The organism is Type-A symbiont of Plautia stali (assembly GCF_059731155.1).
In genome coordinates, this window is the sequence record NZ_AP035891.1 from 863,991 (window position 1) to 890,820 (window position 26,830).

20 protein-coding genes and 5 pseudogenes are annotated in these 26,830 nt (G+C 56.9%); 13 read left to right on the forward strand and 12 right to left on the reverse strand.

The window, feature by feature from the left end:
- Positions 1-28 precede the first annotated feature (28 nt).
- The 3 genes from AC6I8M_RS04615 to AC6I8M_RS04625 all read left to right on the forward strand — a co-directional run bounded on the left by AC6I8M_RS04615 (position 29) and on the right by AC6I8M_RS04625 (position 3,195).
- Positions 29-745, forward strand: a complete 717-nt coding sequence (locus tag AC6I8M_RS04615; protein WP_010617018.1) for a YggN family protein — start codon at positions 29-31, stop codon at positions 743-745.
- A 210-nt stretch (positions 746-955) separates the two neighbouring features.
- Entirely contained in the window at positions 956-2,104 is a 1,149-nt protein-coding gene (locus AC6I8M_RS04620) for an Ig-like domain-containing protein (RefSeq protein WP_022548909.1), read from the forward strand.
- A 122-nt stretch (positions 2,105-2,226) separates the two neighbouring features.
- Entirely contained in the window at positions 2,227-3,195 is a 969-nt protein-coding gene (locus AC6I8M_RS04625; RefSeq protein ID WP_010617021.1) for a hypothetical protein, read from the forward strand.
- 70 nt (positions 3,196-3,265) lie between these two features.
- Here AC6I8M_RS04625 and hemW read toward each other — a convergent pair whose 3' ends face one another.
- From hemW to AC6I8M_RS04645, 4 genes are read right to left on the reverse strand one after another with little or no spacing between them, the layout of a single operon-like run.
- Positions 3,266-4,396 (reverse strand): radical SAM family heme chaperone HemW, encoded by a 1,131-nt coding sequence (gene hemW, locus AC6I8M_RS04630; protein WP_010617022.1) that lies wholly within the window; start codon positions 4,394-4,396, stop codon positions 3,266-3,268.
- Positions 4,389-4,988, reverse strand: a complete 600-nt coding sequence (gene rdgB / locus AC6I8M_RS04635; protein ID WP_010617023.1) for an RdgB/HAM1 family non-canonical purine NTP pyrophosphatase — start codon at positions 4,986-4,988, stop codon at positions 4,389-4,391. The genes hemW and rdgB overlap by 8 nt, the downstream gene beginning before the upstream one ends.
- A gap of 20 nt (positions 4,989-5,008) precedes the next feature.
- A complete protein-coding gene (locus tag AC6I8M_RS04640; protein WP_010617024.1) occupies positions 5,009-5,563 on the reverse strand; it encodes a YggT family protein in 555 nt (184 codons plus the stop codon).
- A 12-nt stretch (positions 5,564-5,575) separates the two neighbouring features.
- Positions 5,576-6,283, reverse strand: coding sequence for a YggS family pyridoxal phosphate-dependent enzyme (locus AC6I8M_RS04645; protein ID WP_010617025.1), 708 nt, complete (start codon positions 6,281-6,283; stop codon positions 5,576-5,578).
- A gap of 16 nt (positions 6,284-6,299) precedes the next feature.
- On the opposite strand from AC6I8M_RS04645, the pseudogene AC6I8M_RS04650 reads away from it, so the two are divergent.
- Positions 6,300-7,287: pseudogene (locus AC6I8M_RS04650) on the forward strand (type IV pilus twitching motility protein PilT).
- 66 nt (positions 7,288-7,353) lie between these two features.
- Here the strand turns inward: AC6I8M_RS04650 and ruvX are convergent.
- The 7 genes and pseudogenes from ruvX to AC6I8M_RS04685 form a co-directional block, all read right to left on the reverse strand.
- A complete protein-coding gene (ruvX, locus tag AC6I8M_RS04655; RefSeq protein ID WP_010617027.1) occupies positions 7,354-7,770 on the reverse strand; it encodes a Holliday junction resolvase RuvX in 417 nt (138 codons plus the stop codon).
- The gene (locus AC6I8M_RS04660; protein ID WP_058948726.1) at positions 7,770-8,333 is read right to left on the reverse strand and encodes a YqgE/AlgH family protein; all 564 of its coding nucleotides are present in this window, start codon (positions 8,331-8,333) and stop codon (positions 7,770-7,772) included. Before AC6I8M_RS04660 ends, ruvX begins: the two co-directional genes overlap by 1 nt.
- 85 nt (positions 8,334-8,418) lie before the next feature.
- The gene (gene gshB, locus AC6I8M_RS04665; RefSeq protein WP_010617029.1) at positions 8,419-9,363 is read right to left on the reverse strand and encodes a glutathione synthase; all 945 of its coding nucleotides are present in this window, start codon (positions 9,361-9,363) and stop codon (positions 8,419-8,421) included.
- 96 nt (positions 9,364-9,459) lie between these two features.
- Positions 9,460-10,194 (reverse strand): annotated as a pseudogene (gene rsmE / locus AC6I8M_RS04670) (16S rRNA (uracil(1498)-N(3))-methyltransferase).
- Between the two features lie 73 nt (positions 10,195-10,267).
- On the reverse strand, positions 10,268-10,975 hold the full coding sequence (endA, locus tag AC6I8M_RS04675) for a deoxyribonuclease I (RefSeq protein WP_010617031.1): 708 nt from the start codon (positions 10,973-10,975) through the stop codon (positions 10,268-10,270).
- Positions 10,976-11,054: 79 nt separating this feature from the next.
- Entirely contained in the window at positions 11,055-11,555 is a 501-nt protein-coding gene (locus AC6I8M_RS04680; protein ID WP_010617032.1) for a SprT family zinc-dependent metalloprotease, read from the reverse strand.
- 104 nt (positions 11,556-11,659) lie between these two features.
- Positions 11,660-13,054, reverse strand: a complete 1,395-nt coding sequence (locus tag AC6I8M_RS04685) for a sugar porter family MFS transporter (protein ID WP_010617033.1) — start codon at positions 13,052-13,054, stop codon at positions 11,660-11,662.
- A 780-nt stretch (positions 13,055-13,834) separates the two neighbouring features.
- On the opposite strand from AC6I8M_RS04685, the gene AC6I8M_RS04690 reads away from it, so the two are divergent.
- A complete protein-coding gene (locus AC6I8M_RS04690; protein ID WP_153005911.1) occupies positions 13,835-14,020 on the forward strand; it encodes a hypothetical protein in 186 nt (61 codons plus the stop codon).
- Positions 14,017-14,289: a DUF943 family protein gene (locus tag AC6I8M_RS04695; protein ID WP_022548904.1), complete on the forward strand. Its 273-nt coding sequence runs from the start codon at positions 14,017-14,019 to the stop codon at positions 14,287-14,289. Before AC6I8M_RS04690 ends, AC6I8M_RS04695 begins: the two co-directional genes overlap by 4 nt.
- 159 nt (positions 14,290-14,448) lie before the next feature.
- On the opposite strand, the gene metK is transcribed toward AC6I8M_RS04695, so the two are convergent.
- Positions 14,449-15,600, reverse strand: coding sequence for a methionine adenosyltransferase (gene metK / locus AC6I8M_RS04700; protein WP_010617035.1), 1,152 nt, complete (start codon positions 15,598-15,600; stop codon positions 14,449-14,451).
- Positions 15,601-16,398: 798 nt separating this feature from the next.
- Between metK and speA the strand changes: the two are divergent.
- The 7 genes and pseudogenes from speA (at position 16,399) to speB (ending at position 26,830) form a co-directional block, all read left to right on the forward strand.
- A pseudogene (gene speA / locus AC6I8M_RS04705) lies at positions 16,399-18,295 on the forward strand (biosynthetic arginine decarboxylase).
- 732 nt (positions 18,296-19,027) lie between these two features.
- Positions 19,028-19,696, forward strand: a complete 669-nt coding sequence (locus tag AC6I8M_RS04710; protein WP_498013683.1) for an EAL domain-containing protein — start codon at positions 19,028-19,030, stop codon at positions 19,694-19,696.
- Between the two features lie 200 nt (positions 19,697-19,896).
- Entirely contained in the window at positions 19,897-21,915 is a 2,019-nt protein-coding gene (locus AC6I8M_RS04715; protein ID WP_498013684.1) for an Ig-like domain-containing protein, read from the forward strand.
- Complete coding sequence (locus AC6I8M_RS04720; RefSeq protein WP_041387283.1) at positions 21,887-22,801, forward strand: VCBS domain-containing protein; 915 nt, start codon at positions 21,887-21,889, stop codon at positions 22,799-22,801. The genes AC6I8M_RS04715 and AC6I8M_RS04720 overlap by 29 nt, the downstream gene beginning before the upstream one ends.
- A complete protein-coding gene (locus tag AC6I8M_RS04725) occupies positions 22,785-23,024 on the forward strand; it encodes a type I secretion C-terminal target domain-containing protein (RefSeq protein WP_022548897.1) in 240 nt (79 codons plus the stop codon). The genes AC6I8M_RS04720 and AC6I8M_RS04725 overlap by 17 nt, the downstream gene beginning before the upstream one ends.
- Positions 23,025-23,278: 254 nt before the next feature.
- A pseudogene (locus AC6I8M_RS04730) lies at positions 23,279-24,341 on the forward strand (TolC family protein).
- Positions 24,338-26,830 (forward strand): annotated as a pseudogene (gene speB / locus AC6I8M_RS04735) (agmatinase). Before AC6I8M_RS04730 ends, speB begins: the two co-directional pseudogenes overlap by 4 nt.

The window sequence follows — 26,830 nt, forward strand, 5'->3', positions numbered from 1 at the left end:
CAGACTATTCACATCTGCAGGAGATTTCATGGTTCGTAAGGCTCTTCTCGCCGCGCTGCTGCTGGCGGCAGCTCAGGCGCATGCTGACTATCAGTGCAGCGTCAATCCAAAGGATGATGTGATCATCAAACCCCAGAGCGTGCAGGTGGTGGGCAGCAACGGCAACCTTGAAATCACGCCGCAGGGCGATGTGCAGTTCAACGGCAAGTCGGTGAGCGTCGATAACACCACGCGCCAGCAGGCGATTGACTACCAGAACGCGCTGCGTCGCGATCTGCCGTGGGTTGATAGCGGCGCAACCACCCGTCTGGAGCGGGGTCGCGTGGCGCTGGATAAAGTGATCGTCGAAAAACTCGGGGCGGACAGCAATGTGCGCAATCGCCTGACCACGCTGAACGGCCAGCTGAAGCAGCAGATGAACCGCATCATCGAGCACCGTCCGGATGGCCTGACCTTCCACCATCAGGCAATTGAGCAGGTTCGCGCCGACGGCGAGAAGCTGGTGCAGAGCACGCTGGGCGGTGTGTTGCAGGATAGTCTGAACGAGATGGGCACCAAACAGGCCGCCAGCGGCAGCAATCCGCTGCAGGCGCTGATGGGCAACCTCGGCGGGCTACAGCAGTCGATTCAGACTGAATGGAACAATCAGGAGCAGGATTTCCAGAACTTCGGTCATGAAGTGTGTAACCGGGTTACCGCACTGGAGAGCCAGCGCAAGACGCTGATGCAGAACGTAAAGGGCTAAGCCAGCCGCGTTGCAGCTGAATGCACTGAACATAACGGCGTCATTGTTCTTCTGAACAGTGGCGCCTTTTTTATCCCCGCGGCTTTTAAGCAGTGATTTAACGGGTTGTCTTAGATTCGGGACGAATCTGATAACGGCAAAATTTCCGCTTTAATAACTATATCAACGGGCATTCATCCTATTGAACTTATTTATTTTTAAGTAAATTTTATGTTATTTTCTGACACCTCTACTTCCAGTTCACATCCGATATTATCGCCACCTGTCGTTATCTTTGCCGAACGCGGCTGGTACAACGACCCGCAAAAACGCTGGCAGGGAACGGTGCAAACGCCGGACGCCGTTGAAGTCATCGTGACGGTTAACGGTGGCAACCCGCTACGCGTGCCGGTGATCAATGGCCACTTCGAGTGGATGCCGCTGCAGCCGATGGCCGATGGTGAATACCAGCTAACGTTCACCGCCGTGGATGCCGCCGGCAATAACAGCGCACCCACGCGCGTTGATTACAATATCGATACCCATCCGCCCGCCAGACCGATCATCGCAGCGATTGAAGACCACGTTGCCGGCGGCGTGGAGGACGGTAACAGCATCAGGCGTAACGGCTATACCGACGATGACCAGCCGGTGGTACGTGGGCAGGCGGAAGCCAACGCGCTGGTTTATCTCTATGATGGCAACCAACTTCTCGCCTCTGTCCGTGCCGATGCGCAGGGCAACTGGCAGGCGCAGCTCGATCTGCCGCAGGACGGAACCTATAACCTGACGGCGCAGGCTGAGGACCGCGCCGACAACCGCAGTCAGCCGTCGCCGAAGTGGACCTTTCATCTCGATACGCTTACCCCGGAAACGCCAACGTTCAGCTATTACGACGACAATCGTGGGCTGTATCAGGGCCAGTTTGGCCGCGGCAAACCCACCGATGATGTCCGGCCTGAACTGCACGGCGAAGCCGAGCCCGGCAGCGTGGTGCGCATTCAGTATGCCGCACCGGGCGGTAAGTGGATTGTCGGCGGTACGGCCACCGTCGACAGCAGCGGCCACTGGCACTGGACGCCGCCGCAGGATCTGCTGCCGGACGGCGACTGGCGTTTTCGCAGCCGCAGCAACGATAAAGCCGGTAACGTCAGTCAATGGAGCGACAGCTGGACGCTGACCATCGACACCAGTATCAATACGCCCACCATCCTGCAGGCTATCGATGACGTCGGCACCATCCAGCCGGTGCTGCCGAGCCAGACCACCGACGATAAGCGGCTCGATTTTTCCGGACAGGCCGAGCCTTACAGTCAGGTGACGCTGTACCAGAACGGCGTGGCAGCTGGCAGCGCGACGGTGGGGGCCGATGGCCGCTGACAGATTACCCCGGACCGCGACATGCAGCCGGGTACCAACAACTTTACGGTAAAAGCGGTCGATCTGGCGGGTAATATCAGCAACTATGCGCCCAACTGGGCGATTAACTATATGACTCTGGCGTGAAGCACAGTTTTGGTGAAGAGAACTGGAACTGCCGCGCCAGTACTAACTGGCAAACCGGCCGGGTGTATCAATATGGTGATTTGAAGGTGACTGAACTCAGGCACGGCACTAACGCGCCCTGCTACTACACTGGCATCGTCAATCGGCCAACTAATCATGACAGTAGCGCGCTGACCCTGCTCAACTATTCAAAGGTGCAGTTTGATTTCGGCGCGACCAATTACGTCGAGTTTCATTATGGCAAACTGAACAACTCCAATACCTTCGTGGATATTTTCTCACCCACCGGTGAGTTACTGGGGCGTGAATATCTGACGCCGATCAGCCGCACCTGGCGTGAAAGCGAATTTAATACCTTCACTTGGGATGCGCCCGCAGGTAAGCAAATTGGTTACATTCAGGTGAACTCTGCGCAGGACCCCTGTATCCGCAATAATTGGGGCTGGTCGATCACGATTGATGTTGGCTGGGTGATTGATACCGTTCGCTGGGGCAAACAGGATAAGTTAGTGCAACAACACCAGACACCTCAGCCGCAGGAACAGGAGCAGCAAGGTAGCGAGTTGCATCTCACCGAGGTTGATCTGTGGCTGGCAGCACAGCGTGGACAGTCAAAACTGGATTTCCCAACGCTGATAGTGGAAGGAGAACATCAGCAGCTGACGCAGCATATCAACGGCCTGCAACATATCGATCTCACCGGCTCAGGGGACAATCTGCTGCAGCTGGATGCGCAGCAGCTCTTGCAGCAGGCGCACCAGGATGTGTTGCTGCCAGAGCGCACGCGCAGCTGGCTGATTGATGGTGATGCCGGCGACGTGGTGCAGCTCAGCGATAGCACGCAATTTTATCAGCAGTGGCAGCAGCAGGGGACGCAGCAGAGCGGTGGTAAAGTGTGGCAGGTGTTTGAGAGTCTCGACCACAGCGCGACGCTGCTGATCAATAATGAGGTGATGATCGCCTGACCGTAAGGGATGCAGCCGTGCCGCGCAGTACGGCTGCCAGCGGAAAAGGCGTACGCCTTCTCCGCTGAATTTACATGAACAGCTCCAGCAGCGAATTCAGGAACAGCTTGCCTTTTTCGGTGATCTGCCAGTGTTCTGGCTGTTCCTGCACATAACCGGCGGCGATGGCTGCGTCGATCTGCGGGCGAATCACTGCCTCGTCCAGCCCGGTGTAGCGCTGAAAGTCGGCGCGCGGCGCGGCTTCCAGCAGGCGGAAACGGTTCATAAAGAACTCGAACGGCTTGTCCTCGTCCGGCACGTCATGCTGCTTATCCAGATAGTTGCCCTTCATAAAACCGCGCGGATGACGGGTTTTCACCGTGCGCACGATGCGCCCGTCCGGCTGCGTCAGCTTGCCGTACGCGCCACAGCCGATGCCGAGGTAATCACCGAAGCGCCAGTAATTCAGGTTATGCTCGCAGCGATAGCCCGGTTTGGCGTAGGCCGAGGTTTCATACTGCTGATAACCTGCGGCGCTCAGCAGCTGATGACCCTGCTCAAAGATATCCCACAGCGCATCGTCATCCGGCAAAACCGGCGGGCGTGAACCAAACAGCGTGTTGGGCTCAATGGTCAGCTGATACCACGACAGATGCGGCGGGTTGAGGGCAATCGCTTGGCGCAAATCGTCCGGCGCCTCTTCCAGCGACTGATCCGGCAGGCCGTGCATCAGGTCGAGGTTAAAGCTGCGCAGGCCGAGACCGGCCGCCAGCTGTGCCGCGCGGCGCGCCTCGTCCGGACCGTGGATGCGGCCTAGGCGCGTCAGCTTTTGCGGACTGAAACTCTGCACGCCAATCGAAATCCGGTTAATGCCCGCCCGCTGATAGCCGCTGAAGCGATCGGCTTCCACTGTGCCCGGATTGGCTTCCATGGTGATTTCGGCGTCCATCGCCAGCGGCAGGCGCGCGCGTACGCCGTCCATCAGCTGCTGCATCGCCTCGCTGCTCAGCAGGCTGGGCGTGCCGCCGCCGATGAAGATGGTGCGCACTTCGCGCCCGGCGGACAGCGGCAGATCCTGGTCAAGATCGTTGAGCAGATGTTGCACATACTCGCCGTGCGGCACTTCGCCTTTGAGCGCGTGCGAGTTGAAGTCGCAGTACGGACATTTCTGCACGCACCACGGGATGTGGATATAAAGGCTTAACGGAGGTAACTCAGGCATTGCGCATCGCTTCCAGCAGCAGCGTCAATGCTTTACCCCGGTGCGACACGGCACGCTTTTCATCCTTGCTCAGCTCGGCCGCGGTTTTACCCAGCGCCGGCACGTAGAAGAGCGGATCATAACCGAAACCGCCTTCACCGGCGGCCGCGCGGGTAATCTCCCCGGCCCAGCTGCCGTGGAACACCAGCGGCGTCGGGTCGGCGGCGTGACGCACGTACACCAGCACGCAGTGGAACTGTGCCTGGCGCTCGCCGTCCGGCACCTCCTTCAGTGCCTGCAGCAGTTTGTCGCGGTTCTGCTGGTCGCTGGCATCAACGCCGGCATAGCGCGCCGAGTAAATGCTCGGCGCGCCGCCCAGCGCATCGACCGCCAGCCCGGAGTCATCGGCAATCGCCGGCAGGCCGGTGATCTGCGCCGCGTGACGCGCTTTCAGGATGGCGTTTTCGATAAAGGTCAGCCCGGTCTCTTCGGCAGACTCTACGCCCAGCTCGGTTTGCGCCACGATATCCAGGTCCAGGCCGAAGGCCGCTAACAGATCGGCCAGTTCACGTACTTTGCCCGGATTACCGGTGGAGAGCACAACTTTTTGCATAACAGTTCCAGATTAACAAATTACAGCAGGTACCAGAGACCCGGGAACAGGTCCATACCTAGGAAGTTCAGCGCATATAGCACCAGAATCACGATCATCGCCGAAAAATCGATGCCGCCCATCGCCGGCAGGATACGGCGAATCGGCGCCATCAGCGGTTCGGTCAGTTGGATCAGCACATAGTCCATCGCACCGCGTCCCTGGCTGATCCAGCTCATCAGCGAGCGAATGATTATCACCCAGAACACCAGATAGCCGGCGGATTTGACCAGCGACAGCAGGCCCACCAGCAGGTTGGTCGGATCGACGGAGAACACCTCGACCTGAATCAGCAGAAGAATCGGATATTTCAGGGTGGTCAGCACGAATGCCAGCAGCAGTGACGCGGTGTCAATCGGTCCCAGCGCCGGCAAAATGCGGCACAGTGGTTTAACAATCGGCTGGGTGATCTTCACGACAAACTGCGCCAGCGGATTGTAAAAGTCACAGCGTGACCACTGCATCCAGATGCGCAGCAGCAGCACCATCACGTACAGATCAATCAGCGTTTTGACTAAAAACATCAGTGTTAACATGAGGTTCCTCAATTATTGTTGTGAAGGGCGTGCATAATCCCGCGCGCCAAATACCGTGATGCCGATGCGCACCATCGTACTGCCTGCGGCAATCGCCGCATCCATATCGTCGCTCATTCCCAGAGAAAGCGTATCGACGTCAGGATAGTCCTGTTGCAAGGCGCGAAACGCGCTGGCCATCTGTTGGCACACCGCCAGCTGGCGCGCGTAATCCTGCTCAGGCGCCGGAATCGCCATCAGTCCACGCAGGCGCAAACGCGGCAGGGCGGCAATCTGTTGTGCCAGCCCGGCGACGGCCTCCAGCATGATGCCAGATTTGCTGTGCTCGTCACTGATATTTACCTGAATTAACACGTTGAGTGGCGGCAGCGCGGCCGGACGCTGATCGTTAAGCCGCTGCGCGATACGCAGGCGGTCAACGGTGTGACACCAGGCAAAGTTTTCCGCCACCAGACGGCTTTTATTGGATTGTAACGGCCCGATAAAGTGCCATTGTAGATCAGGATGTGCGGCCAGTTCGGCAACTTTTTCAACCCCTTCCTGCACGTAATTTTCACCGAAGGCGCGCTGTCCGGCGGCAATGGCTTCTGCGATAGCGCTCGCAGGTTTGGTTTTGCTCACTGCAAGCAGCGTAATTTCTTCTGGTGCGCGGCCGCAACGCGCGGCGGCAGCAGCGATACGCTCGCGCACTTGCTGTAAGTTGTGCTCAATGGAAGTCATAGTCAGGAGAAGTTAAATGGATTTAGATGACGTTGTGGCGCTTAGTGTAAAGCATAACGCGGCCGATCTGCACCTTTGCAGCGGACATTTACCGCACTGGCGCCGGCAGGGCGTGCTGGAGCCAATACCGCAACAGAACACCTTGCCTGATAGCTGGCTGCAGGCCTTTAGCGAGCAGTGGCTTAGCGCCGCGCAGCGAGTTAGCTGGCAGCGGTCACGTCGATTTCGCCATCACGCTCGGCAACGGCAGCCGGCTGCGCGCCAATCTGTTCCGCCAGCGTCACGGACTGGCGCTGGCGCTGCGGCTGATTGCCAGCCAGCCACCAGATATGGCGCGCCTGCAGCTGCCGGACGTGGTGCGCTCGCTGCTGCAGCTGGAGGAAGGGCTTATCCTCATCACCGGCGCGACCGGCAGCGGCAAATCCACCACGCTGGCGGCGCTGGTGGATAGCCTCAATCGTCAGCAGGTGCGGCACATTATCACGCTGGAAGATCCGATCGAGTTCGTCCACCACAGCCAGCGTTCGCTGATTCAGCAGCGCGAAATCGGCGCGCACTGCGCTTCGTTTCAGCTCGGATTAAAAGCGGCACTGCGTGAAGATCCGGATGTAATCCTGCTGGGTGAGCTGCGCGACAGAGAAACCATCCGGCTGGCGCTGACCGCTGCTGAGACCGGCCATCTGGTGCTGGCCACGCTGCATACGCGTGACGCGACGCAGGCGGTGAACCGGCTGGTGGATGTGTTTCCGGCCGAGGAGAAAAACCTCGTGCGCACGCAGCTGGCCGGCAGCCTGAAAGCGGTGCTGGCGCAGCGTTTAGTCGCCGCCAAAGCCGGCGGCCGCATTGGCCTGTTTGAAGTACTGGTGGCGACGCCGGCGGTAGCTAACCTGATCCGCGAAGGTAAAATGCATCAGCTGCCCGGTGTGTTGCAGACCGGCGCGCAGGCGGGGATGCAGACTTTCGCCCAGAGCGAGCAGGCCCGGCGCGAGGCGGGATTAATTTGAGCGGGGAAGTGTCCTGAGAACCGCCGACACGGCGGCGCGAAACCGCGCGGCCGCGTTCAGGCTGATTTAATGCGTCTCGAACCAGTCCTGCAGGATAATCACCGCGGACTGCGAATCGATATGGCCTTTCTGCAGCGCGCGATAGCCGCCGCGTTCGAACAGGTCGGCACGCGCTTCAACGGTGCTCAGGCGCTCATCCTGCAGCTCCACACGCACGCCGAAGCGGCCGTGCAGCCGGTTAGCAAACTTGCGCGCGCGCGCCGTCAGCGGCTGTTCGCTGCCGTCCATGTTGAGCGGCAGGCCAACCACCACGCAATCCGGCCGCCACTCTTTCAGCAGCTTACCTATTAGCTCCCAGTCCGGCGTGCCGTCCTGCGCTTTCAGCGCGGTGAGCGGTCGCGCAGTGCCGGTCAGCTGTTGCCCGATGGCGACGCCGATGCTTTTGGTACCGAAGTCAAAGCCGAGCAGCGTTTCACTGGCCATCAGGCGTGCCCTGCATCGCTGGTCATGTTGTGGATGTCCACACCCATGCTGCGTGCGGCTTCACGCCAGCGTTCGGCAATCGGCGTCTGGAACAGGATTTGCGTATTGGCCGGCGTGGTCAGCCAGGCATTCTCCAGCAGCTCATTTTCCAGCTGATCCTTCTCCCACGCGCAATAACCCAGCGCTACCAGCACGTTCTCTGGTTGTTCACGCGTGCCGATCGCTTCCAGCACATCGCGTGAAGTGGTGATCACCGTATTGTCAGAAATGCGGATACTGGAGGAGAACACGCGCTGGGCCGAGTGCAGAATAAAGCCACGATCTTCCGCCAGCGGACCACCGGCAAACACCGGTTTGTCCAGTTTGATGGCAGGATCCCGTTCTGATGGGCTGATTTTAAGTTTTTTCAGGATGCCTTCGACCGTCAGGTTGTCCAACGGCTTGTTAACGATCAAACCCATGGCACCCTCTTCGTTATGCTCGCAGATATACACCACCGAGCGTTTGAAGAAAGGGTCCTGCAGCGACGGCATCGCAATCAAGAAATGGTGCTGTAAATTCATTCTCACTCGTTTACCAAAAATAGCCGGTGCTGAACGGCTGCACCGGCTTTGGGTGGTTCACGGAGCTCTCACTCCTGCGGCATCCTCAGCCCAAACGTTTTTCAATCGCGTCCATTAGCATGCCGGTGATGGAGACCGGAAACGCCGCCTCGATTTCGCGGATGCAGGTTGGGCTGGTGACGTTAACTTCTGTCAGTTTATCACCGATAATATCGAGGCCGACAAAAATCAGCCCTTTGGCTTTCAACGTCGGACCTACGCGGCGGGCAATTTCCCAGTCGCTGTCGCTCAGCGGACGGGCTTCGCCGCGGCCACCGGCGGCGAGGTTGCCACGGGTTTCGCCGCCCTGCGGAATGCGCGCCAAGCAGTATGGCACCGGTTCACCATCGACCACCAGCACGCGTTTATCACCGTCTTTGATCGCCGGCAGATAATTTTGCGCCATGCAGAAGAACTGACCGTGGTTGGTCAGCGTTTCGGTGATCACGCCGAAGTTGGCATCATCTTTTTTGATGCGGAAAATCGACGCGCCGCCCATGCCACCGAGCGGCTTGAAGATCACATCGCCATGCTCCTGCCAGAAAGCGCGCAGCTGCTCTTTGTTGCGCGTCACCAGCGTGTCTGGTGTCAGGTCGGCAAACCAGGCGGTGTAGAGTTTTTCGTTGCAGTCACGCAGACTCTGCTGTTTGTTAACGATCAGCGTGCCTTGCTCTTCCGCGCGCTCCAGCAGATAGGTTGCGTAGATAAACTCGGTATCAAACGGCGGGTCTTTACGCATCAGCACCACGTTAAGATCGGCCAGCAGGATAGTCTGCTCGCTGCCAAACGTGTACCACTGATCGTAGTTCTGCTCGACGCTCAGCAGACGGGTGCACGCATAAGTCACGCCACCACGCAGCGACAGATCGCCCATCTCCATGTAGTGAATTTCATAACCGCGGCGCTGTGCTTCCAGCAACATGGCGAAGCTGGAGTCTTTTTTAATGTTGATGGACGAAATCGGGTCCATAACGATGCCAAGCTTAATCATTATTCTCTCCTCAAAGGGGAATTCAGCCACCCCGTTCCGTGCGAAAGCGTTGTGCTGGTCAGTTATCTGCGTCTGTCTTCGGGCTGAAAGTATCCCTTAACCGAGGTCACCAAACCTCACCTGAAGTGCCGTGATAGCGGTGAGCGCCGTGGTTTCGGTGCGCAAAACGCGCGGACCGAGCAGGATATCGGTAAAGCCGTGCTACGCCGTCATGGTAATCTCCTCTGCCGACAGGCCGCCTTCCGGGTCGTCAATCAGCAGTCGTACGCGCTTGACCGGCTGCGGCAGCGTATTGATGCTGTGGCTGGCGCGCGGATGCAGGTTGAGCTTCAGGCCGTCATCCGCTTCGGCGCACCAGGCTTCGAGCGTCATCGCGGCGCGGATTTCCGGCACGCGATTACGACCGCACTGCTCGCAGGCGGCGATGGCAATTTTCTGCCGCTGCTGAATCTTTTTCGCCAGGCGTTCGGCATCCAGCTTTACGCCACAGCGTTCAGAAAACAAGGGCGTAATCACATTCACGCCCAGTTCGATCGATTTCTGGATAGTGAATTCCATTTTTTCACCGCGCGACATCACCTGACCGAGGTGTAAGTGCAGCGGGGATTTGCGATCGTCAGGCTGGCTGGCAAGGACCTTTACTTTTACACGCTTTTTGTCGGCCTGGGTGATTTGGGCGCTAAAAGTCAGATTACTGCCATCAAACAGCTCGATCTGCTGTCCGGCGCTCATGCGCAGCACGCGGTCGACGTGGTTGGCGGCATCCTCATCAAGCAGAATTTCACTGTTTACCATTAAAGCTTCGGGGTGATAAATGCGGGGTATGCGCATGCGGTTCCTGCCGGCGTTATGCCGCATCGCGCGATGCGGCCCAATCGAAAAAAGCTAGTGTAGGGTAGCGCTTTCAGCGCTGGCAAGCCTGCTGTACCCAGGAATTGTGATTTCCCTGCACCGCAGCGATGCGTTGGTCGCGTTCGCACTCCCACGGCGTGACCGGATACTGCTTGTTCCACACGGTGAACAGCTGGGTTTGCTGGCGTGACAGGCGCAGATGATACTGGTCGCGCATATAGAAGTAGGTGCGGGCGATGGCACCGCGCGCGCGCTCGGGAGGCTCGGCGCGCTTCTGCTTAAAATCGATCTTCATGCTGCACTGACCGTACGGCTGCTCGCCACCGTTCCACTGGCTGTACTGGAAGTTATTGCGGTCGCCGTTCACTTCACCGATGGCTGGCTGCAGGTTGTGCAGATCGCTTTCGATGCGGCGATAATCTGCGTCTTTGCTGCAGTTTTTGCGTCCGCCGTTTTGCCAGCACTGACGCTGATGACCAAACTCCCACGCCGGCATGACGTGTTCCCACTCGATGCGTTGCGCGCGGTTGGCGTTCTTGCGCACGCTATAACCGCAGCTGCTGAGATCCGGCACGCCTTTTTTACCGTGCCAGCTGATTTTGCAGCCGCAGTAAAAATCCGCCGGCGCATCCGCGTTGATCTTTGCAGCGACCACTTTCGCCTGCTGAAAATTGTTCTGGTTGTAATGGGTGAGACTGAGGCTGTACGCGCTGAGCGGCGCGATCAGCAGAGAGAGTAATAACAGCGTTTTGCGAGACATATTCCAAAAAGTAACCTGGTACCGAAAAAGGGCGGCAGGGTAACAGAATTGTCGGGCGCGGGGAATGAGAATCGCGGACTTATTTACCGGGTTGCAGCAGCGTACCGCAATGCACGCAGCGATATTCGCTCTCACCACGCATCACGCGGTTGTGGCGGCGTACCGTCAGCTGATGTTGCTGACAGCGACAGCGATAGGGGAAGGTATTGCTGCGCACCGAAGTGATTTCGAACTGGTGGGTGCGCCGGGCGGGCACGCCAAGCACGTCCTCCATCATCCACTTCCACTCTTTGCCGTGCGGCGGTACGCGGCCGAAGGTTTTCCACACCAGCAGATGCGCCAGCTCATGCGGCACCACTTCATCAATAAAAGCCTGCTGGTTTTCCAGCAGCAGCACCGGGTTGAGGCGAATTTGCCACTGCTCCAGCCACGCGGTGCCTGCGGCCGTGCCGCGCTGCTGATAAACCAGCGTCGGCTCATCGAAATGACGTTCGAGTTTTTGCTGAGCCAGCTGCAAAAAATGGCGCAGCGAGCGCATGACGGCTTGTTGCAGGGCGATGGGCACACGTGGCGTTTTCATGTGCGGCAGCATAAGGCGTTGTAGCAGGGGACGCAACTGCATGCGCACAGGCGGCAGATAAAAAAAGGGCCGCCCTGCGGCAGCCCCGGTTAACGCATCTGGCCTTACTGCTGGCCGATATCGCGCAGTTTTTTGCCCGACATCAGGTTGCGCTCGATGTGCTCCAGCGAGACGTTTTTGGTCTCCGGAATCAGCGCGACCGTCAGCAGAATAAAGAACACGTTCAGCGCGGCGTAGACCCAGAAAGTCGGCGCGTTGCCCAGCGAGTTCAGCATGGTCAGGAAGGTGGCACCAACGATCATGTTGGCAATCCAGTTGGTCGCGGTAGAGACGGTGATACCAAAATCACGCCCTTTCAGCGGCTGGATTTCAGAACACAGTACCCAAATCAGCGGGCCGGCTGACATCGCGAAGCCAACAATAAACATCAGCAGCATGGCGATGGCAAAGTACTGCTCACCGGCAGAGTTAATGCCAATGTGCAGCATGGTGCCGAGGATACCCATGCCGGCCGCCATCACCAGGAAGCCCAGCACCAGCGTTGGTTTACGGCCCCAGCGATCCACCAGACCGATAGCAATAAAGGTCGCCAGCACGTTAACCACACCAACGATCACGGTGCCCCACATTTGCTGCGTGGTATTGGCGAAGCCGGCGATTTCGAAGATTTTCGGTGCGTAGTACATGATGACGTTCATGCCGGTGAACTGCTGCATTACCTGCAACAGCACGCCGAGGAACACCGCGCGGCGGAAGTTGCTGTTGCTCTGGAACAGCTGCCAGCCGGACTGTTTGATCTTCAGGCTTTCGCGGATCTCATCCAGCTCGCGTTTCGCCTGCTCGCTGGTGTCACGCAGGCGGTCAAGCACGCGCTGTGCATCGCGGAAGTCACCTTTCGCCGCCAGCCAGCGCGGGCTGTTTGGCAGGAACACCACGCCAACCAGCAGCAGTACCGCCGGAATAGTGATGATGCCCAGCATCCAGCGCCAGTCGCCCGACGCACTGAACGCTGTGTCAGACACGTAAGCGCCGAGAATACCGATGGTGATCATCAGCTGATACAGGGAAATCATACTGCCGCGGATCTTCTCCGGTGCGATTTCCGAGAGATACAGCGGTGCGGTATAAGAGGCAACGCCGACGGCAAGGCCGAGCACCACGCGTGCGGCAATCAGCATTTCCGGGGTTGGCGCCATCGCCGACCACAGTGAACCGATAACGAACAGGATGGCACCGGCCATCAGGCTCTTTTTACGGCCGAGACGCGAAGACATCCAGCCGCTGCCTACGGCACCGACCGCAGCACCGAACATCATTGAGCTGACGATCCACTCCTGCTGATGTGCGGTAACGTTGAAATCTTTCGCGATGAAGGGCAGGGCACCGGCGATAACGCCGATATCCAGACCGAACAGCAGGCCCGCCAGAGCGGCCAGAAAGCAGACAAACAGGGTCATCGCCTTGTTTGAGGTTCTGCTTTTGTGAGTATTATTAGGCATATTGCCTCCGAAGTTTATCCATCTTTGTTTTTATCAATGTTAAGTAAGCTGCCTGCGGGAAAAAGTGAGTGCGATCACATCGATGTGATCGGTTACACACGCTGAAACCCTGTAATCCAGCATTTTTTGCCCGAATCAGTCACATAACCAGTAAGGTATAGCACCCTTTAAGTTTCTGACATCACTATAAATATCGGCTATCAGACGACGCTGAAAATAACGCATTTTCATCACCGTTACTACGCTGAAAAATCTCTAAATTAAAGATATTAAAAGGATTTCAAAATGTAATCGTTAACACTTCGTTGTAAGCGCAGTGCTAACAGTGTAGACAGCGCTGAAAAATGCGCCTGCGGTGGTGTAGACAAAAAGTGTGATGGTGCAGAGGCGCGTTGGATTGGTTCGGAGGCAAAGTTAATAGCCACTTTGTCTGAATGGTTATTGTTTATTTATGATACTATCGGTGTCAGGAACAATTTCTTCGGAAAGGGAAATCGAATAATGAGTAGCTTATTTCTTCAGGTTGATGGTGTTGCAGGGGGTAAGGGTACGCCACGTGTAGATTGCAGTTTATAAGACATAAATTTTCCTGATATCCAGGTGCACGAGTGCATTTCCCAATTAAAACTCTGCACGTAATCTAGGTGCGCATAAATGCGCACCCTACAAAAAGTAACCAGCTCAGATGTAGGGTCGCCATTCATGGCGACCTGAAATAGCGGACTTACAATCATCAATACATCATGCCAATTTCACTTTGGATGAGAAACTAGAGTTATCATGTTTAAAACAGCTAAAGCCACAATGGTCATATTGACATTGGGTGCCGTCTTTTTCTCAAAAGATTTTTGGATGGAAGCTTTCTATCACCCCGTAATAAAAGGTTTTTTTCCGGAAAATGGCGCATTAATGGTCGTTGTTCAGCATCCCCCTCATCAGGTAAAGCACTTGAGAATTGGTGGGTGAATAAACTTAAGCCAATGATTGATCAGCTACCGAACCAGCAGCAACACGATTTAAAATCCATATTCATAGTGAGTTTTAACGGCGGATATAAATCTTTATCTTTTTCAGAAAAGGACTTCTCCGGCGAAAGTGATGAAGATTACATTTGCTTTGAAGAAATAAAAAGCGAAAAAAGATGCTTGTTAAAAGAGTATCCGGTTTTTATAAATATTGGAAGTGTTTATTATTCGTTGCATATGGGTGAGTTGACTATAAACCTAAAAAAATAGCATTTTTAATGCTCTTCCGGAGAGTGTACGGAAAAGTAGTGCATTCAGCGCATTAAAATAAAAGTTTGCTGTTATAAAAAAGCCCGCTTGCGCGGGCTCGATTTACCTTCTCCCGTAAGAGAAGCTCGGGGGGAGAGCCGTTGCCCGCACCCGCGTAGATTAAAGGCCTGAGGCCTCGCGCAGCTGGGCGGCTTTATCGGTCTGTTCCCACGGGAAGTGTTCACGACCAAAGTGACCGTAGGCAGCGGTTTCTTTGTAGATTGGCTTCAGCAGATCCATCATCTGAATCAGACCATATGGACGCAGGTCGAAGAACTCACGCACCAGCAGCGTCAGCTGTTCGGTTGAAACTTTCTCAGTACCGAACGTTTCCACCATGATTGAGGTCGGTTCTGCCACGCCAATCGCGTAAGAAACCTGGATTTCGCAGCGATCGGCCAGGCCAGCGGCAACGATGTTTTTCGCCACGTAGCGCGCAGCGTAAGCCGCTGAGCGGTCTACTTTCGATGGGTCTTTACCGGAGAACGCGCCGCCGCCGTGACGGGCCATGCCGCCGTAGGTATCGACGATGATTTTACGACCGGTCAGGCCGCAGTCGCCCATTGGGCCGCCGATCACGAAACGACCGGTTGGGTTGATGTGGTATTTGGTGCTGGCGTTAATCCACTCGGTCGGCAGTACCGGTTTGATGATCTCTTCCATCACCGCTTCACGCAGATCGGCCTGTGAAATCTCTTCTGAATGCTGAGTTGACAGCACTACCGCATCGATACCGACAATCTTGCCGCCGTCGTACTGGAAGGTAATCTGGCTTTTGGCATCCGGGCGCAGCCATGGCAGCGTGCCGTTTTTACGCACTTCAGCCTGACGCTGCACCAGACGGTGCGCGTAGGTCACCGGTGCCGGCATCAGCACGTCGGTTTCATTGGTCGCATAACCAAACATCAGGCCCTGGTCGCCCGCGCCCTGTTCCTGCGGGTCGGTGCGGTCTACGCCTTGGTTGATGTCCGGCGACTGTTTACCAATCGCGCTTAGCACCGCACAAGAGTTAGCATCAAAGCCCATATCGGAATGAACATAGCCGATTTCACGTACGGTACTACGGGTGATCTCTTCGATATCGACCCAGGCGCTGGTGGTGATCTCACCGCCAACCAGCACCATACCTGTTTTTACGTAGGTTTCGCAGGCGACGCGTGCTTTGGGATCCTGTTCAAGGATGGCGTCCAGCACGGCATCGGAAATCTGATCGGCGATTTTATCAGGATGTCCTTCTGATACGGACTCGGATGTAAAAAGGTGTTTAGCCATTCTGTTCTTTACTTTGCAAATGGTTTGAATTCGACTGCATAGCGTAAGCGGGATGATGCCAGCTCGACGCCCCTTCAGGCAAAGCCGCAAGCAGTAGGAAGTGTCAGCGTACCAGGCTCACACCGCCTGGATGTTAATCAGTTTAGATGGAAAACCATCTGGACGGCTATTTTAGGTCACTCAGTGCGCGTTTTTCCAGTGCTTTTTCGCCATCCGCATTTATCGCTACAGATCAACTGGAATATTTTCCTGACACCCGCCGCAGCGCGCCGACAAAGATTTTGCATTTTGCCGCATCAGACTGTATAAAACGCCGCAGTTGTCCCATGGATGACGCCCCCGTGCGTCGCGCTGTCAGAGGCTGTTGATCTGATTTTCATCCACTCCGTTTCCGCATGCTGTTAGCAGGCGCTGGAGGTGATAAAAACAATGAACCACATTTTCGCTCTCTTCGGTTCACGGCGCCGTTCTGGCGCGCTGGCACGCCTTTCCATTTCCAGTTCTGCTCTTTTCTCTCGTCGAAGTTTTCTGCGCTGCGGTAATTATCCCGACACGAGCGCCGGCTAAGTTATTCCCCCAGTTTCTCTGCTGTGTTTCACTCGCCTGTGGTGAGGTGATGCGGGACGATTTTGCCCCGTTGTTCACCGCTTCTCCGGCACGGTGTTTTACACTTAACCTCAGTAAGGCGCACAGTAACCTGCTGAGGCAAGATAAGCAGAATGAGGAAATTTCAGTCCGGCGCAGTAGCAGCAAAATCCGGCAACTTTTTCATATTTCAACGGAAAATTGAGGTTCGTGATGTCTGACGACATGAAGAATATCACGGGTTCGTCAGCTGGCGAACAGGGTGTACTCCGCTCGATGCAGGAGGTGGCGATGAACGATCAGGACGCAAGCAGAATGCTGCGCACCTACAACATTGCCTAGTGGGGAAACAACTATTACGACGTCAACGAACTCGGCCACATCAGCGTCTGCCCGGATCCGGATCAGCCGGAAGTGCGCGTTGACCAGGCGAAGCTGGTTAAAGAGCGCGAGGCCGACGGCCAGCGCTGTTCTGCTTCTCGCAAATTCTTCAGCACCGTCTGCGTTCGATTAATGCCGCCTTATAAACGCGCGCGTGAATCTTACGGCTACAAGGGCGACTAATTCCTGGTTTACCCAATCAAAGTTAACCAGCATAAGCGCGTGATTGAATCGCTGGTCAATTCCGGCGAGCCGCTAGGGCTGGAAGCCGGCTCCAAAGCCGAGCTGATGGCGGTGCTGGCGCACGCCGGGAAAACCCGCTCGGTGATTGTATGTAACGGCTATAAAGACCGCGAATATATCCGTCTGGCGCTGATTGGTGAAAAGCTTGGCCATAAAGTCTATCTGGTGATTGAGAAGATGACCGAAGTGCGCCTGGTGCTGGAAGAAGCCGAGCGGCTGAACGTGGTGCCGCGCCTCGGCATTCGCGCCCGTCTGGCATCGCAGGGCTCTGGTAAGTGGCAGTCGAGCGGCGGCGAGAAATCCAAATTTGGTCTGGCGGCATCGCAGGTGCTGCAGCTGGTCGATATCATGCGTAAAGCGGGTCGTCTTGACAGCCTGCAGGTGCTGCATTTCCACCTCGGCTCGCAGTGTCCAATATTCGCGATATCGCCACCGGCGTGCTTGGGGTTGACTACGAAGGCACACGTTCGCAGTCAGACTGCTCGGTCAACTACGGCCTGAACGAATACGCTAACAACGTGATCTGGGCCATCGGTGACGCCTGTGAAGAGCACGGTCTGGAGCATCCGACCGTGATTACGGAATCGGGGCTTGCGGTGACCGCGCACCATACCGTGCTGGTCTCCAACATCATCGGCGTTGAGCGCAATGAATTCAGTACGCCGGTCGCACCGGATGCCGACTCACCGCGCCCTATTCAGAGCCTGTGGGGGATACCTAGCAGGAGATGCACGAGCCGAGCGTACGCCGTTCGCTGCGCGAATGGCTGCATGACAGCCAGATGGACCTATTCGACATCCATACCGGCTATTCGTCAGGAACCTACGATCTCGGTCAGCGCGCTTGGGCAGAGCAGCTTTATCTCAGCATCTGTCACTATATTCAGCAGCACCTTGACCCGAGCAACCGCGCCCATCGGCCGATCATTGATGAGCTGCAGGAGCGCATGGCGGACAAGATTTACGTCAACTTCTCGCTGTTCCAGTCGATGCCGGATGCATGGGGCATCGATCAGCTGTTCCCGGTGCTGCCGCTGGAAGGACTGAACAAAACCCCGCAGCGTCGTGCGGTACTGCTGGATATCACCTGTGATTCCGATGGCACCATCGATCACTACGTTGACGGCGACGGTATTGCCACCACCATGCCAATGCCGGAGTACGATGTGGATAATCCACCGATGCTGGGTTTCTTCATGGTCGGGGCGTATCAGGAAATCCTCGGCAATATGAACAACCTGTTTGGCGATACCGAAGCGGTTGACGTCTTCGCCTTCCCGGATGGCAGCGTAGAAGTGCCGCTGTCTGATGAAGGGGATACCGTGGCGGATATGCTGCAATACGTGCAGCTCAATCCTAACGATCTGATGACGTTATTCCGCGATCAGGTAAAACAGCAGCAGGATATTGACGAAGAGCTGCGGGCGCAGTTCCTTGAAGAGTTTGAGAGTGGGCTTTACGGCTACACCTATCTCGAAGACGAGTAAGTTTATTTTCCGCAACGGGCTCCGGCCGGAACCCGTTATTATCACTTTCCCTGACAATCCTTCCTGCCATTTATTCAATTCGTGATCGCTATCACTCTGAAATTATCCCGGCCGAAACAGCAAATTCAAACCGTTTATTAACAAAAGCCATCTGCTTAATTCAGCAGCGAAAGCGCATCGGTAGCGAAAAAAACGTTTTTTAAATCTGCGGCTTAGTGTTGCACTTGCCCGCAAATGACCAATCTTTCTTTTATGAGTTTCTGGCTATCTATAATAAAAATTTAAGCATAAGGCGTTGGATGAGCGATGTGCAGGCTGTCTGTTTTTTGACGCTTTCTGGAATCCCGTTTTAAGCAGTGCAATATCTCATCTTAAGGACAAAGCCAGAATTTATACCAATGATTGAAAATTTATTGCTTATTAATCAATTGAGTATGAGTTTTATTTTTTGTCAAGGCCGGTAATTAAAAATCTAAAACCAAGAATTATCTGATCTTTATGTGAAACATGCAGTGAAAATGAAGCTTTATTCATTGGTTTAAACGATTAAAGTTTACGCTGTTGTTCACTGAAATCTATTTTTCAAAATGTAAGTTGTAAGTTAACCTTCAGTTAAGGTGTTAAGTTTTATCGATGTTTCCCTTACAAATCACATGAGAAAAGCTGACGGTTTAACGCGCTGTCAGCCAGTGTAAGTATCGTAAAATGCGCTGCAAATCCGACTACATTCTGATGCTGGAGCCGGTTCACGCTATTTCCGGTGAAGTGGTGGCATGGGAATTGTTGACGCGTTTCGCAGATGATGCAGATACCAATAATAAGCGTAACCCTGACAGGGATGCAGGGTTCTTCAGTCGGCTTTCTGCTGACGAAAAATGGCAGTTATTCCTCCACCAGGTCGAAAAACTTATTCAGCTTTACCATGCGGGGTTTGAGCAGGTCATCAGCGTTAATGTAGACAGAGATATTGTTTCAGGCATTTTTAAAGATGCTGAAATACAAAGAAAACTGGCCGCGCTGGCGCGATTACGGCTGGAAATCTCTGCCTTCTTCACCGCACACTTTAATAGTGCCGATCTGCTGATCCTGAAAGGCGTAGCCAAAATCACGCCGGCCCCGTTATGGCTCGATGACTTTGGTCCGGGTTATTCCAACCTGACCATGCTCGATAGCGGAATATTCGACATCGTCAAGATTGATAAAAATTTTTTTTGGCAATTTGGCGACGATCGCACTTTCTACATTCTGCTCGACCACCTCAATCAATTATGTCGCGGCGTGATTATTGAGGGTGTTGAACATCAACGTCAGGTTGATTTGCTGTCGCAAAAATCAATTTACGGCATGCAAGGCTACCACTGGAAGAGCGTCTATCTCACTGATTTGTTGGCACAAGTCTGAAAAGCGTTCGACAGAGCTATTTTTCGGACGGGCGGCAAATAACGACTCAGCGCGTTTTCACTGCGCCTCTGGCAGATGAAACCGGCCTGGATAGGATGTGAGTAATTCATTGAATTATTCGCGAAGAATACCGGTGTCTGGCGATACCGGGCGTTTTTATGGATGCCATTAAGCTTATAACTGCGCGGGATATCGATAAAATGAACAATATCTCTGTAACGCCTAAAGGCGGAACGATTGCTACTGAAGTGAGCGGTAATCAGGTTAATTTGACTGCTCCCAGTGTGGTTAAGCTCAACCTTAATCAGGCTGATATTAAGTCTTTCACACGCAATGGTAGTGATTTAGTGGTCACCACTAAATCCGGTGAAGTCGTTGTTATTCATAAGTTCTACGATGCTAACGGCGACAGCGATCTGGTGCTGCAGGACGACAAAGGCGCGCTGTGGTGGGTGGAAGATCCCGGCACAGAAGGCTTCCAGTTTATGTCTATCGACAGCACGGAAGGGCTGTTAGCGGAAAACGTCACGGGTGACGGAACACTGACCGCCTTTGGTATCGCCGGTGCCGCGCTGGCAGGGATTGGGGCGCTGATCGCCGGTAACAACGGCGGCGGCGGCGGTGATACCACGGCACCGGCGGCAGTCAGCGATCTGCTGATCACGGATAACGCGGGCAGCGTGCAGGGCGCTATCACTGGCGGCACCAGCACCGATGACAACACGCCTACGCTGAGCGGCACGGCCGAAGCGGGGACCATTGTCAGTATTTACGACGGCACCACGCTGCTGGGCAGCACCATTGCCGATGGCAGCGGTCAGTGGCGCTTCACTCCCGCCACGCTGGCAGATGGCAATTACGCGTTCCGCGCGGTTGCCACCGACGCCGCCGGTAACGTCACCACCTCCGTCACCCTGACTGTCACCATTGATACCGTTGCGCCGGGCGCGGCCACGCTGGTGGTCACCAACGACGTTAGCGGCACCGTCATCCCGAATGGCGGCGTCACCAGCGACACCACGCCGCCGGTGGCCATTACCGGGCTGGCAGCGGTGAACAACAACGGCAGCACGCCAGTAGCGATTGCGGCGGGTGGCGTCACTAATGACAGCACGCCACGCCTGAGCGGCACGGCGGAAGCCAACAGCATCGTGACCATCCGCGATGGTGATACGGTGCTGGGTTCGGTTACCGAGGCCAGCAACGGCAGCTGGAGCTTCGTGGTGGGTAACGCGCTGAGCAACGGCAGCCACACGCTGAACGTGACGCAGACCGACCCGGCGGGCAACGTCAGCCCGCAGGTGTCGACCACGCTGATCGTCGACACCGTGGTGCCGGTCGCCAGTACGCTGACCATCATTGATGACATCAGCGGCACGCCGGTGACCCTAGCGAACGGCGCCTTTACGCGCGATACCACGCCTACGCTGCGCGGTACTACGGAAGCGGGTGCAGTGGTCACCATCTACGACGGTGCCAGCGCCATTGGTTCTGTGACCGCGGGTAGTGATGGCAGCTGGAGCTTCACCACCGCAACGCTGGCGAACGGCGCGCACACGCTGAGCACCACGGTGACCGATGCGGCGGGGAACGTCAGCACCGGCAACATCACGGCGACGGTGAATGTCGATACCCTGCCTCCGGCGGCGGTAAGCGGGCTGGCGATCAACAGCGCCGGTACCCTTGTCACCGGTAGTGGTGAAGTGGGGGCCACGGTGACAGTGCGCGATGCCAGCGGCAACGCGCTCGGCACCACCACGGTCGGCAACGGCGGCAACTGGTCGGTGACGCTCACCACCGCGCAGATCACCGGTGCGCCGCTCTCGGTGATCCAGACGGATCGCGCCGGCAACGTCTCGCCGGGGACATCGCTGACCGGTGCGATTCGCATCGTGGCGACCAACGACAGCAACGAGGTTGATTACACCAGCACGCAGGCAACGGTGAACAACGGTAATGCTTACCTGTTCAGCGTGGGTAACGATGACAGCCGTACCGTGACGCTCAACGTTTCGGTGACCAGTCTCGGCGTGGCCGCCACCTATTCGTTAAACCAGTACGAACAGCGGGCAAACGGCTCGTGGCAGTTGATCAGTATCAAGACCAACTACATCAGCGCGCTGTTGACGATCGGTACGCTGAAGGGGGGCAAACGTCACCTACACCGGACTGGGGACCGGCAACTATGCGGTGGTGGTCGCAGCCACCACGAACATTAGCGTGTTGCCAACCACCACGGTAAGCACGGTGTCGGATTTCACCACGCTGGCGGTCACCACCGCCGCGACGGTCACCGGTAACCTGCTGACTAACGACACCAGCTCGATCGCCGGGACGATTCCGTCCGGCACGGCGGTGGCGTCGGTGGGCAGCAGCGCGGTGGCGTCCAGCGGCAATACGGTGATCAACACCACCTACGGTACGCTGACCATTGATGCGAAGGGTAACTACACCTACACGCTGAAGGCCGGGCTGGATATCGATACCCTGCCATCAGCGGACACCTTCACCTACTCGGTGCGGGATGCCAGCGGTGCAGTGACCTCGGCGACGCTGACGGTGACGTTGCATAACGGTGCGGCCACCGCGCTGTTCGCCACCACCAGTCTGGCGGCGGAAACCACCAGCAGCAGTGAGCATGATGCCAGCGGCAGCATCTGGGGAGACAGCAACGTCAGCCACAGCGGCACGCTGAGCATCCTCAATGAGCACGGCGATCTCACCACCGTGAGCAGCGTGGGCAGCACGGCGGTGGCCGGGGACTTTGGTGTGCTGACCATCGCCGCCAACGGTAGCTATACCTATACCCTGAACGCGGATGTGAATATCCAGAACATCACGCATAAGGAGGTGTTTACCTACACCCTGGCGTCGTCCGACGGCACCATCACCAGCAACACCTTTACCATTGAGCTCCACCCGACCATCACGGGTACCGCCTCGGCTGACAGCCTTACCAGCAGCGCCTACGACGACACCATTACCAGCGGTGCCGGCGCAGATACGCTGGTTTACCACCTGCTGAGCAGCGCAGATGCCACCGGTGGCAACGGTCACGACACCTGGACCGACTTCAGCGTCGCGCAGGGTGACAAGGCAGGGTGACAAGATCGACGTCAGCAGTCTGCTGATTGGCTGGAATGATTCCACCAGTAATATCAATGATTTTGTGAAAGTGGATCACACCGCGGACGGCAATACGGTGTTGTCGATTGACCGTGACGGCAGCGGGACGGGGTACAGCAGTACGCAGCTGATTACCTTGGAAGGCGTAAACGTCTCACTGGAGGAGTTTCTGCAGCAACCGCATCAAAACCACACGGCTTAGTGGGTGTAACGCAGGGAAGCATAACGGGCACAGGGAGGTGCCCCTTTCTCTCTTTTACTGGTGAACAATCGATGGATCTGATGCAATCAGGCGCAATAACTCGCCGTACCTGTAAGCTCAGCGCCCTGTGTGCTGGCATTGTGTTTTTTCACAGTTCTCATCTTATGGCTGCCAGTGATGCCGTGACGCAGGCGGGGCGCATAACCTCAGCCGGTCTGGCGCAGCAGCAGGATCTTCCCTTCTTAACCGGCTAGGTGGCCGAACCCGCCCTGGCTAACGTGCCGGATACGTTAACCCTTAACCAGGCGGTACAGCGCGCCATCCAGTGGCATCCGGACATCGCGCAGGCGATTGGCAAAATGCTTGAGCAGGCCAGCCAGGTCGATGTGGCGCAGGCCAAATACTATCCGCAAATCAGCGCCGGCATGAACAACGGCTACAGCAACGCCTACAGCGAGAAAGGCTTCAGCCCATCATTTGTGCTGTCGGTATCGCAGATGCTGTATGACTTCGGCAAAGTCAGCAGTTTGGTGCGCTCCGCCGAAGCCGGGGTGGCGCAGGAGCAGGCCAGCGTGCTGGTGAGTATTGATACCGTCGCGCACGACACCGCCGCCGCGCTGGTGCAGGTGCAAGAGCTATCAGCAGCTGGTGAAGATCGCCCAGGATCAGCTGACGGCGCTGAGTAAGATTGGCGATCTGGCGCGTCAGCGCAATGAAGAGGGGGCGGCATCGCTCTCGGACGCCACGCAGACCGACGCGCGTATCGAAGGGGCGCGCACCACGCTGACCCAGTATCAGGCCAGCCTCAACCGCTGGCGTGCGACGCTGGCAAGCTATCTCGGCTGGCCACTGGTGAAAAAGGTCAGCGATGCGTTTCCGCCCAGCCTGACGCGCGCCTGCGCGGTGGGCAAAGCCGACGACAAAACCAATCCGGCAGTGCTGGCAGCGTGGGCGCAGGCGCGGCAGGCGGCCAATGCGGCGGTGAACTCGGCGCGCCTCAAAGCGCAGCAGCAGCTCAGCGAATCGCAAACCGAAGCGCTGAGCCTGTCGCAGAGCCTGGCGATCATGTCGCGCAAGCAGACGTTGGGCGAGAAGACGCAGCAGCTGTATCAGGATCAGTATTTGCAGCTCGGCACCCGTCCGCTGCTGGACGTGCTCAACGCCGAACAGGAAGTGTTTCAGACGCGCTTCGCCATGCAGCAAACCATCAGTCAGTTACGTTCACTGCAGCTCGACTGCTTATACAGCACCGGGCAGATGCGGTCAGCGTTTGCGCTGAATAACCAGCGCATCCAGTCCGTGGAGATCCAGCCATGACGCAATTACAGATTCCGGACGCACCCAATGGCAATCCCGCCAGCGCCGCCGGTGGCGAGGTGCCGCTACACGGCTGGGCCACCGCCATTATTCTCATCGCTACCCATTATCGCCTGCCGTGCTCGCCGGGCATGATCATGGCTGCCAGCGAATGGCAGGGCAAACAGTCACGTGATAAAGCGCTGCGCCATCTGGCGCGTCAGGCCGGGCTGTCGCTGCAGCTGTATGAAGAGCATCAGTGGGAGATCAGCAGCTGGCGCTTGCCGCTGGCGGTGGAACTGAGCGACGGCCAGGTCGGCGTCATCACCAGCTTTGATGGCGATGACACGGTGCGCGTGCACCCGGCCGGCGATGAACAACCGGCGCCGATCGCGCTGAACATGCTGCTGCCGCAGATCCGCTACGCCGCGGCACTGCGTCTGGTGACGGCCGCCAAAGATAGCCGTGTCGATCGCTATCTCGCCACGGTCAAGCCCGACTGGCTGCGCCGTCTGGTGCTACACGACATGCGTCCTTACGGCTACGTGATGCTGGGATCGTTCCTGATCAACCTGCTGGCGCTGGTCGGCATCATCTTCTCGATGCAGGTGTACGATCGGGTGATCCCGGCGCAGTCGTACCCCACGCTATACGTGTTGTATATCGGGGTGATCCTCTCGGTGGTGTTCACCTATATTCTGCGCGTCGGTCGCGATCACGTCACCGATCTGCTCGGCAAGCGCGCCGATATGCGCGTCTCCGATCGCGTGTTCGGCCACGCGCTGCGGCTGCGTAACAGCGCGGTACCGCGATCGACCGGTACCTTTATCTCGCAGCTGCGCTAGCTGGAAGCGGTGCGCGAAATGGTCACGTCGACCACGGTGACGGCGATCGTCGATATGCCGTTCTTCCTGCTGTTTATGCTGGTGATGGCGATCATCGCGCCGCAGTTGGCGTGGATCGCGCCGGTGGCGGTGCTGCTGATGATCCTGCCCGGCGTGCTGAGCCAGAAAAAACTGGCGAAGCTGGCGCAGCAAAACCTGAAAGAGTCGACGCTGCGCAACGCGGTGCTGGTGGAGAGTGTACAGGGGCTGGAAGATATCAAGCTGATGCAGGCGGAGGACCGCTTTCTGCAGCAGTGGAACAGCTATATCCGCATCACCGCGCAGTCGGGCGTCGAGATGCGCAAAGTCATGCATGCGCTGATCAGCTGGGGCGTCACTATTCAGGGACTGGTGTACGCCAGCATGATCGTGGTGGGGGCGCCGATGGTGATCAACGGCGATATCACCACCGGGGCGATTGTCGCCGCGTCGCTGCTGTCCTCACGCATGATTGCGCCAATGGCGACGCTGTGTGATGTGCTGGCCTGCTGGCAGCAGGTAAAAGCGGCAAAGAGCAGCCTCGATGCGCTGATGAATCTGCCGGTGGAGAACAGTAAAGACGAAACGCGCATTTACTGTCCGGTGCTGTTTGGCCACTACCAGTTCACCGATGCCATGTTCCGCTACTACAGCGATTCGCTGACGGTGGCGCTGCGTATCAAGACGCTGACCATGAAGCAGGGTGAGCGCATCGCCGTGCTGGGGCGCAACGGCTCCGGCAAATCCACGCTGCTGAAGGCGATGGCCGGCGGCATGGATCTGGTGGGCGGCGAGCTGCGGCTGGACAACCTCAGCCTGCCGCATATTGATGTCGCGGACGTGCGGCGCAACGTCGGGCTGCTGACGCAGAACGCACGGCTGTTCCACGGTACGCTGCGGGAAAACCTGACCATGGGCGCGGCACACGCCACCGACGAGGCGATTTTTGCCGCGCTGACGGTCAGTGGCGGGGCCGATTTCATTCGCCGTCTGCCGCTCGGGCTCGATCATCCGGTAATGGAGGGCGGCGTCGGGCTGTCCGGCGGCCAGCGCCAGTCGCTGCTGCTGGCGAACGGCAAGCGCATGCTGACTTTTGGCGGTGATCACTACGTCACGCTGCCGCTGCTGCGCGCGCACGCCAAACACTTCGGCAAGATGGCGCTGGTGCACTTTGATGCGCACACCGATACCTACTCCAACGGCCCGACTTTTGACCACGGCACTATGTTCTACACTGCGCCGCAGGAAGGGCTGATCGATCCGCAGCATTCGGTGCAGATTGGTATCCGTACCGAGTTCGATAAGAGCCTAGGCTTCAACGTGCTGGACGCCGCGCAGGTTAATGACCGCAGCGTGGACGACATCTTGGCCGAAGTGAAGCGCACCGTGGGCGATTTGCCGGTGTACCTGACGTTTGATATCGACTGCCTCGATCCGGCCCACACGGCAGGCACCGGTACGCCAGTGATTGGCGGCCTGACCAGCGATAAAGCCACTAAGCTGATTCGCGGCCTGCAGGGCATGAACATTGTGGGGATGGATCTGGTGGAAGTGGCACCGGGTTACGATCACGCCGACCTGACCTCACTGGCCGCTGCGACGCTGGCGCTGGATATGCTGCACGTGCAGGCTGCGAATAAAGGTTAA

Coding starts and splice junctions, on each gene's coding strand:
- AC6I8M_RS04715 (WP_498013684.1), top strand. CDS start 19,897: ATGAACAATATCTCTGTAACGCCTAAAGGCGGAACGATTGCTACTGAA.
- endA (WP_010617031.1), bottom strand. CDS start 10,975: ATGTCTCGCAAAACGCTGTTATTACTCTCTCTGCTGATCGCGCCGCTC.
- AC6I8M_RS04640 (WP_010617024.1), bottom strand. CDS start 5,563: ATGTTAACACTGATGTTTTTAGTCAAAACGCTGATTGATCTGTACGTG.
- AC6I8M_RS04645 (WP_010617025.1), bottom strand. CDS start 6,283: ATGACTTCCATTGAGCACAACTTACAGCAAGTGCGCGAGCGTATCGCT.
- AC6I8M_RS04710 (WP_498013683.1), top strand. CDS start 19,028: ATGCTGGAGCCGGTTCACGCTATTTCCGGTGAAGTGGTGGCATGGGAA.
- metK (WP_010617035.1), bottom strand. CDS start 15,600: ATGGCTAAACACCTTTTTACATCCGAGTCCGTATCAGAAGGACATCCT.
- ruvX (WP_010617027.1), bottom strand. CDS start 7,770: ATGGCCAGTGAAACGCTGCTCGGCTTTGACTTCGGTACCAAAAGCATC.
- AC6I8M_RS04680 (WP_010617032.1), bottom strand. CDS start 11,555: ATGAAAACGCCACGTGTGCCCATCGCCCTGCAACAAGCCGTCATGCGC.
- AC6I8M_RS04615 (WP_010617018.1), top strand. CDS start 29: ATGGTTCGTAAGGCTCTTCTCGCCGCGCTGCTGCTGGCGGCAGCTCAG.
- AC6I8M_RS04685 (WP_010617033.1), bottom strand. CDS start 13,054: ATGCCTAATAATACTCACAAAAGCAGAACCTCAAACAAGGCGATGACC.
- AC6I8M_RS04620 (WP_022548909.1), top strand. CDS start 956: ATGTTATTTTCTGACACCTCTACTTCCAGTTCACATCCGATATTATCG.
- AC6I8M_RS04660 (WP_058948726.1), bottom strand. CDS start 8,333: ATGAATTTACAGCACCATTTCTTGATTGCGATGCCGTCGCTGCAGGAC.
- AC6I8M_RS04690 (WP_153005911.1), top strand. CDS start 13,835: ATGTTTAAAACAGCTAAAGCCACAATGGTCATATTGACATTGGGTGCC.
- rdgB (WP_010617023.1), bottom strand. CDS start 4,988: ATGCAAAAAGTTGTGCTCTCCACCGGTAATCCGGGCAAAGTACGTGAA.
- gshB (WP_010617029.1), bottom strand. CDS start 9,363: ATGATTAAGCTTGGCATCGTTATGGACCCGATTTCGTCCATCAACATT.
- hemW (WP_010617022.1), bottom strand. CDS start 4,396: ATGCCTGAGTTACCTCCGTTAAGCCTTTATATCCACATCCCGTGGTGC.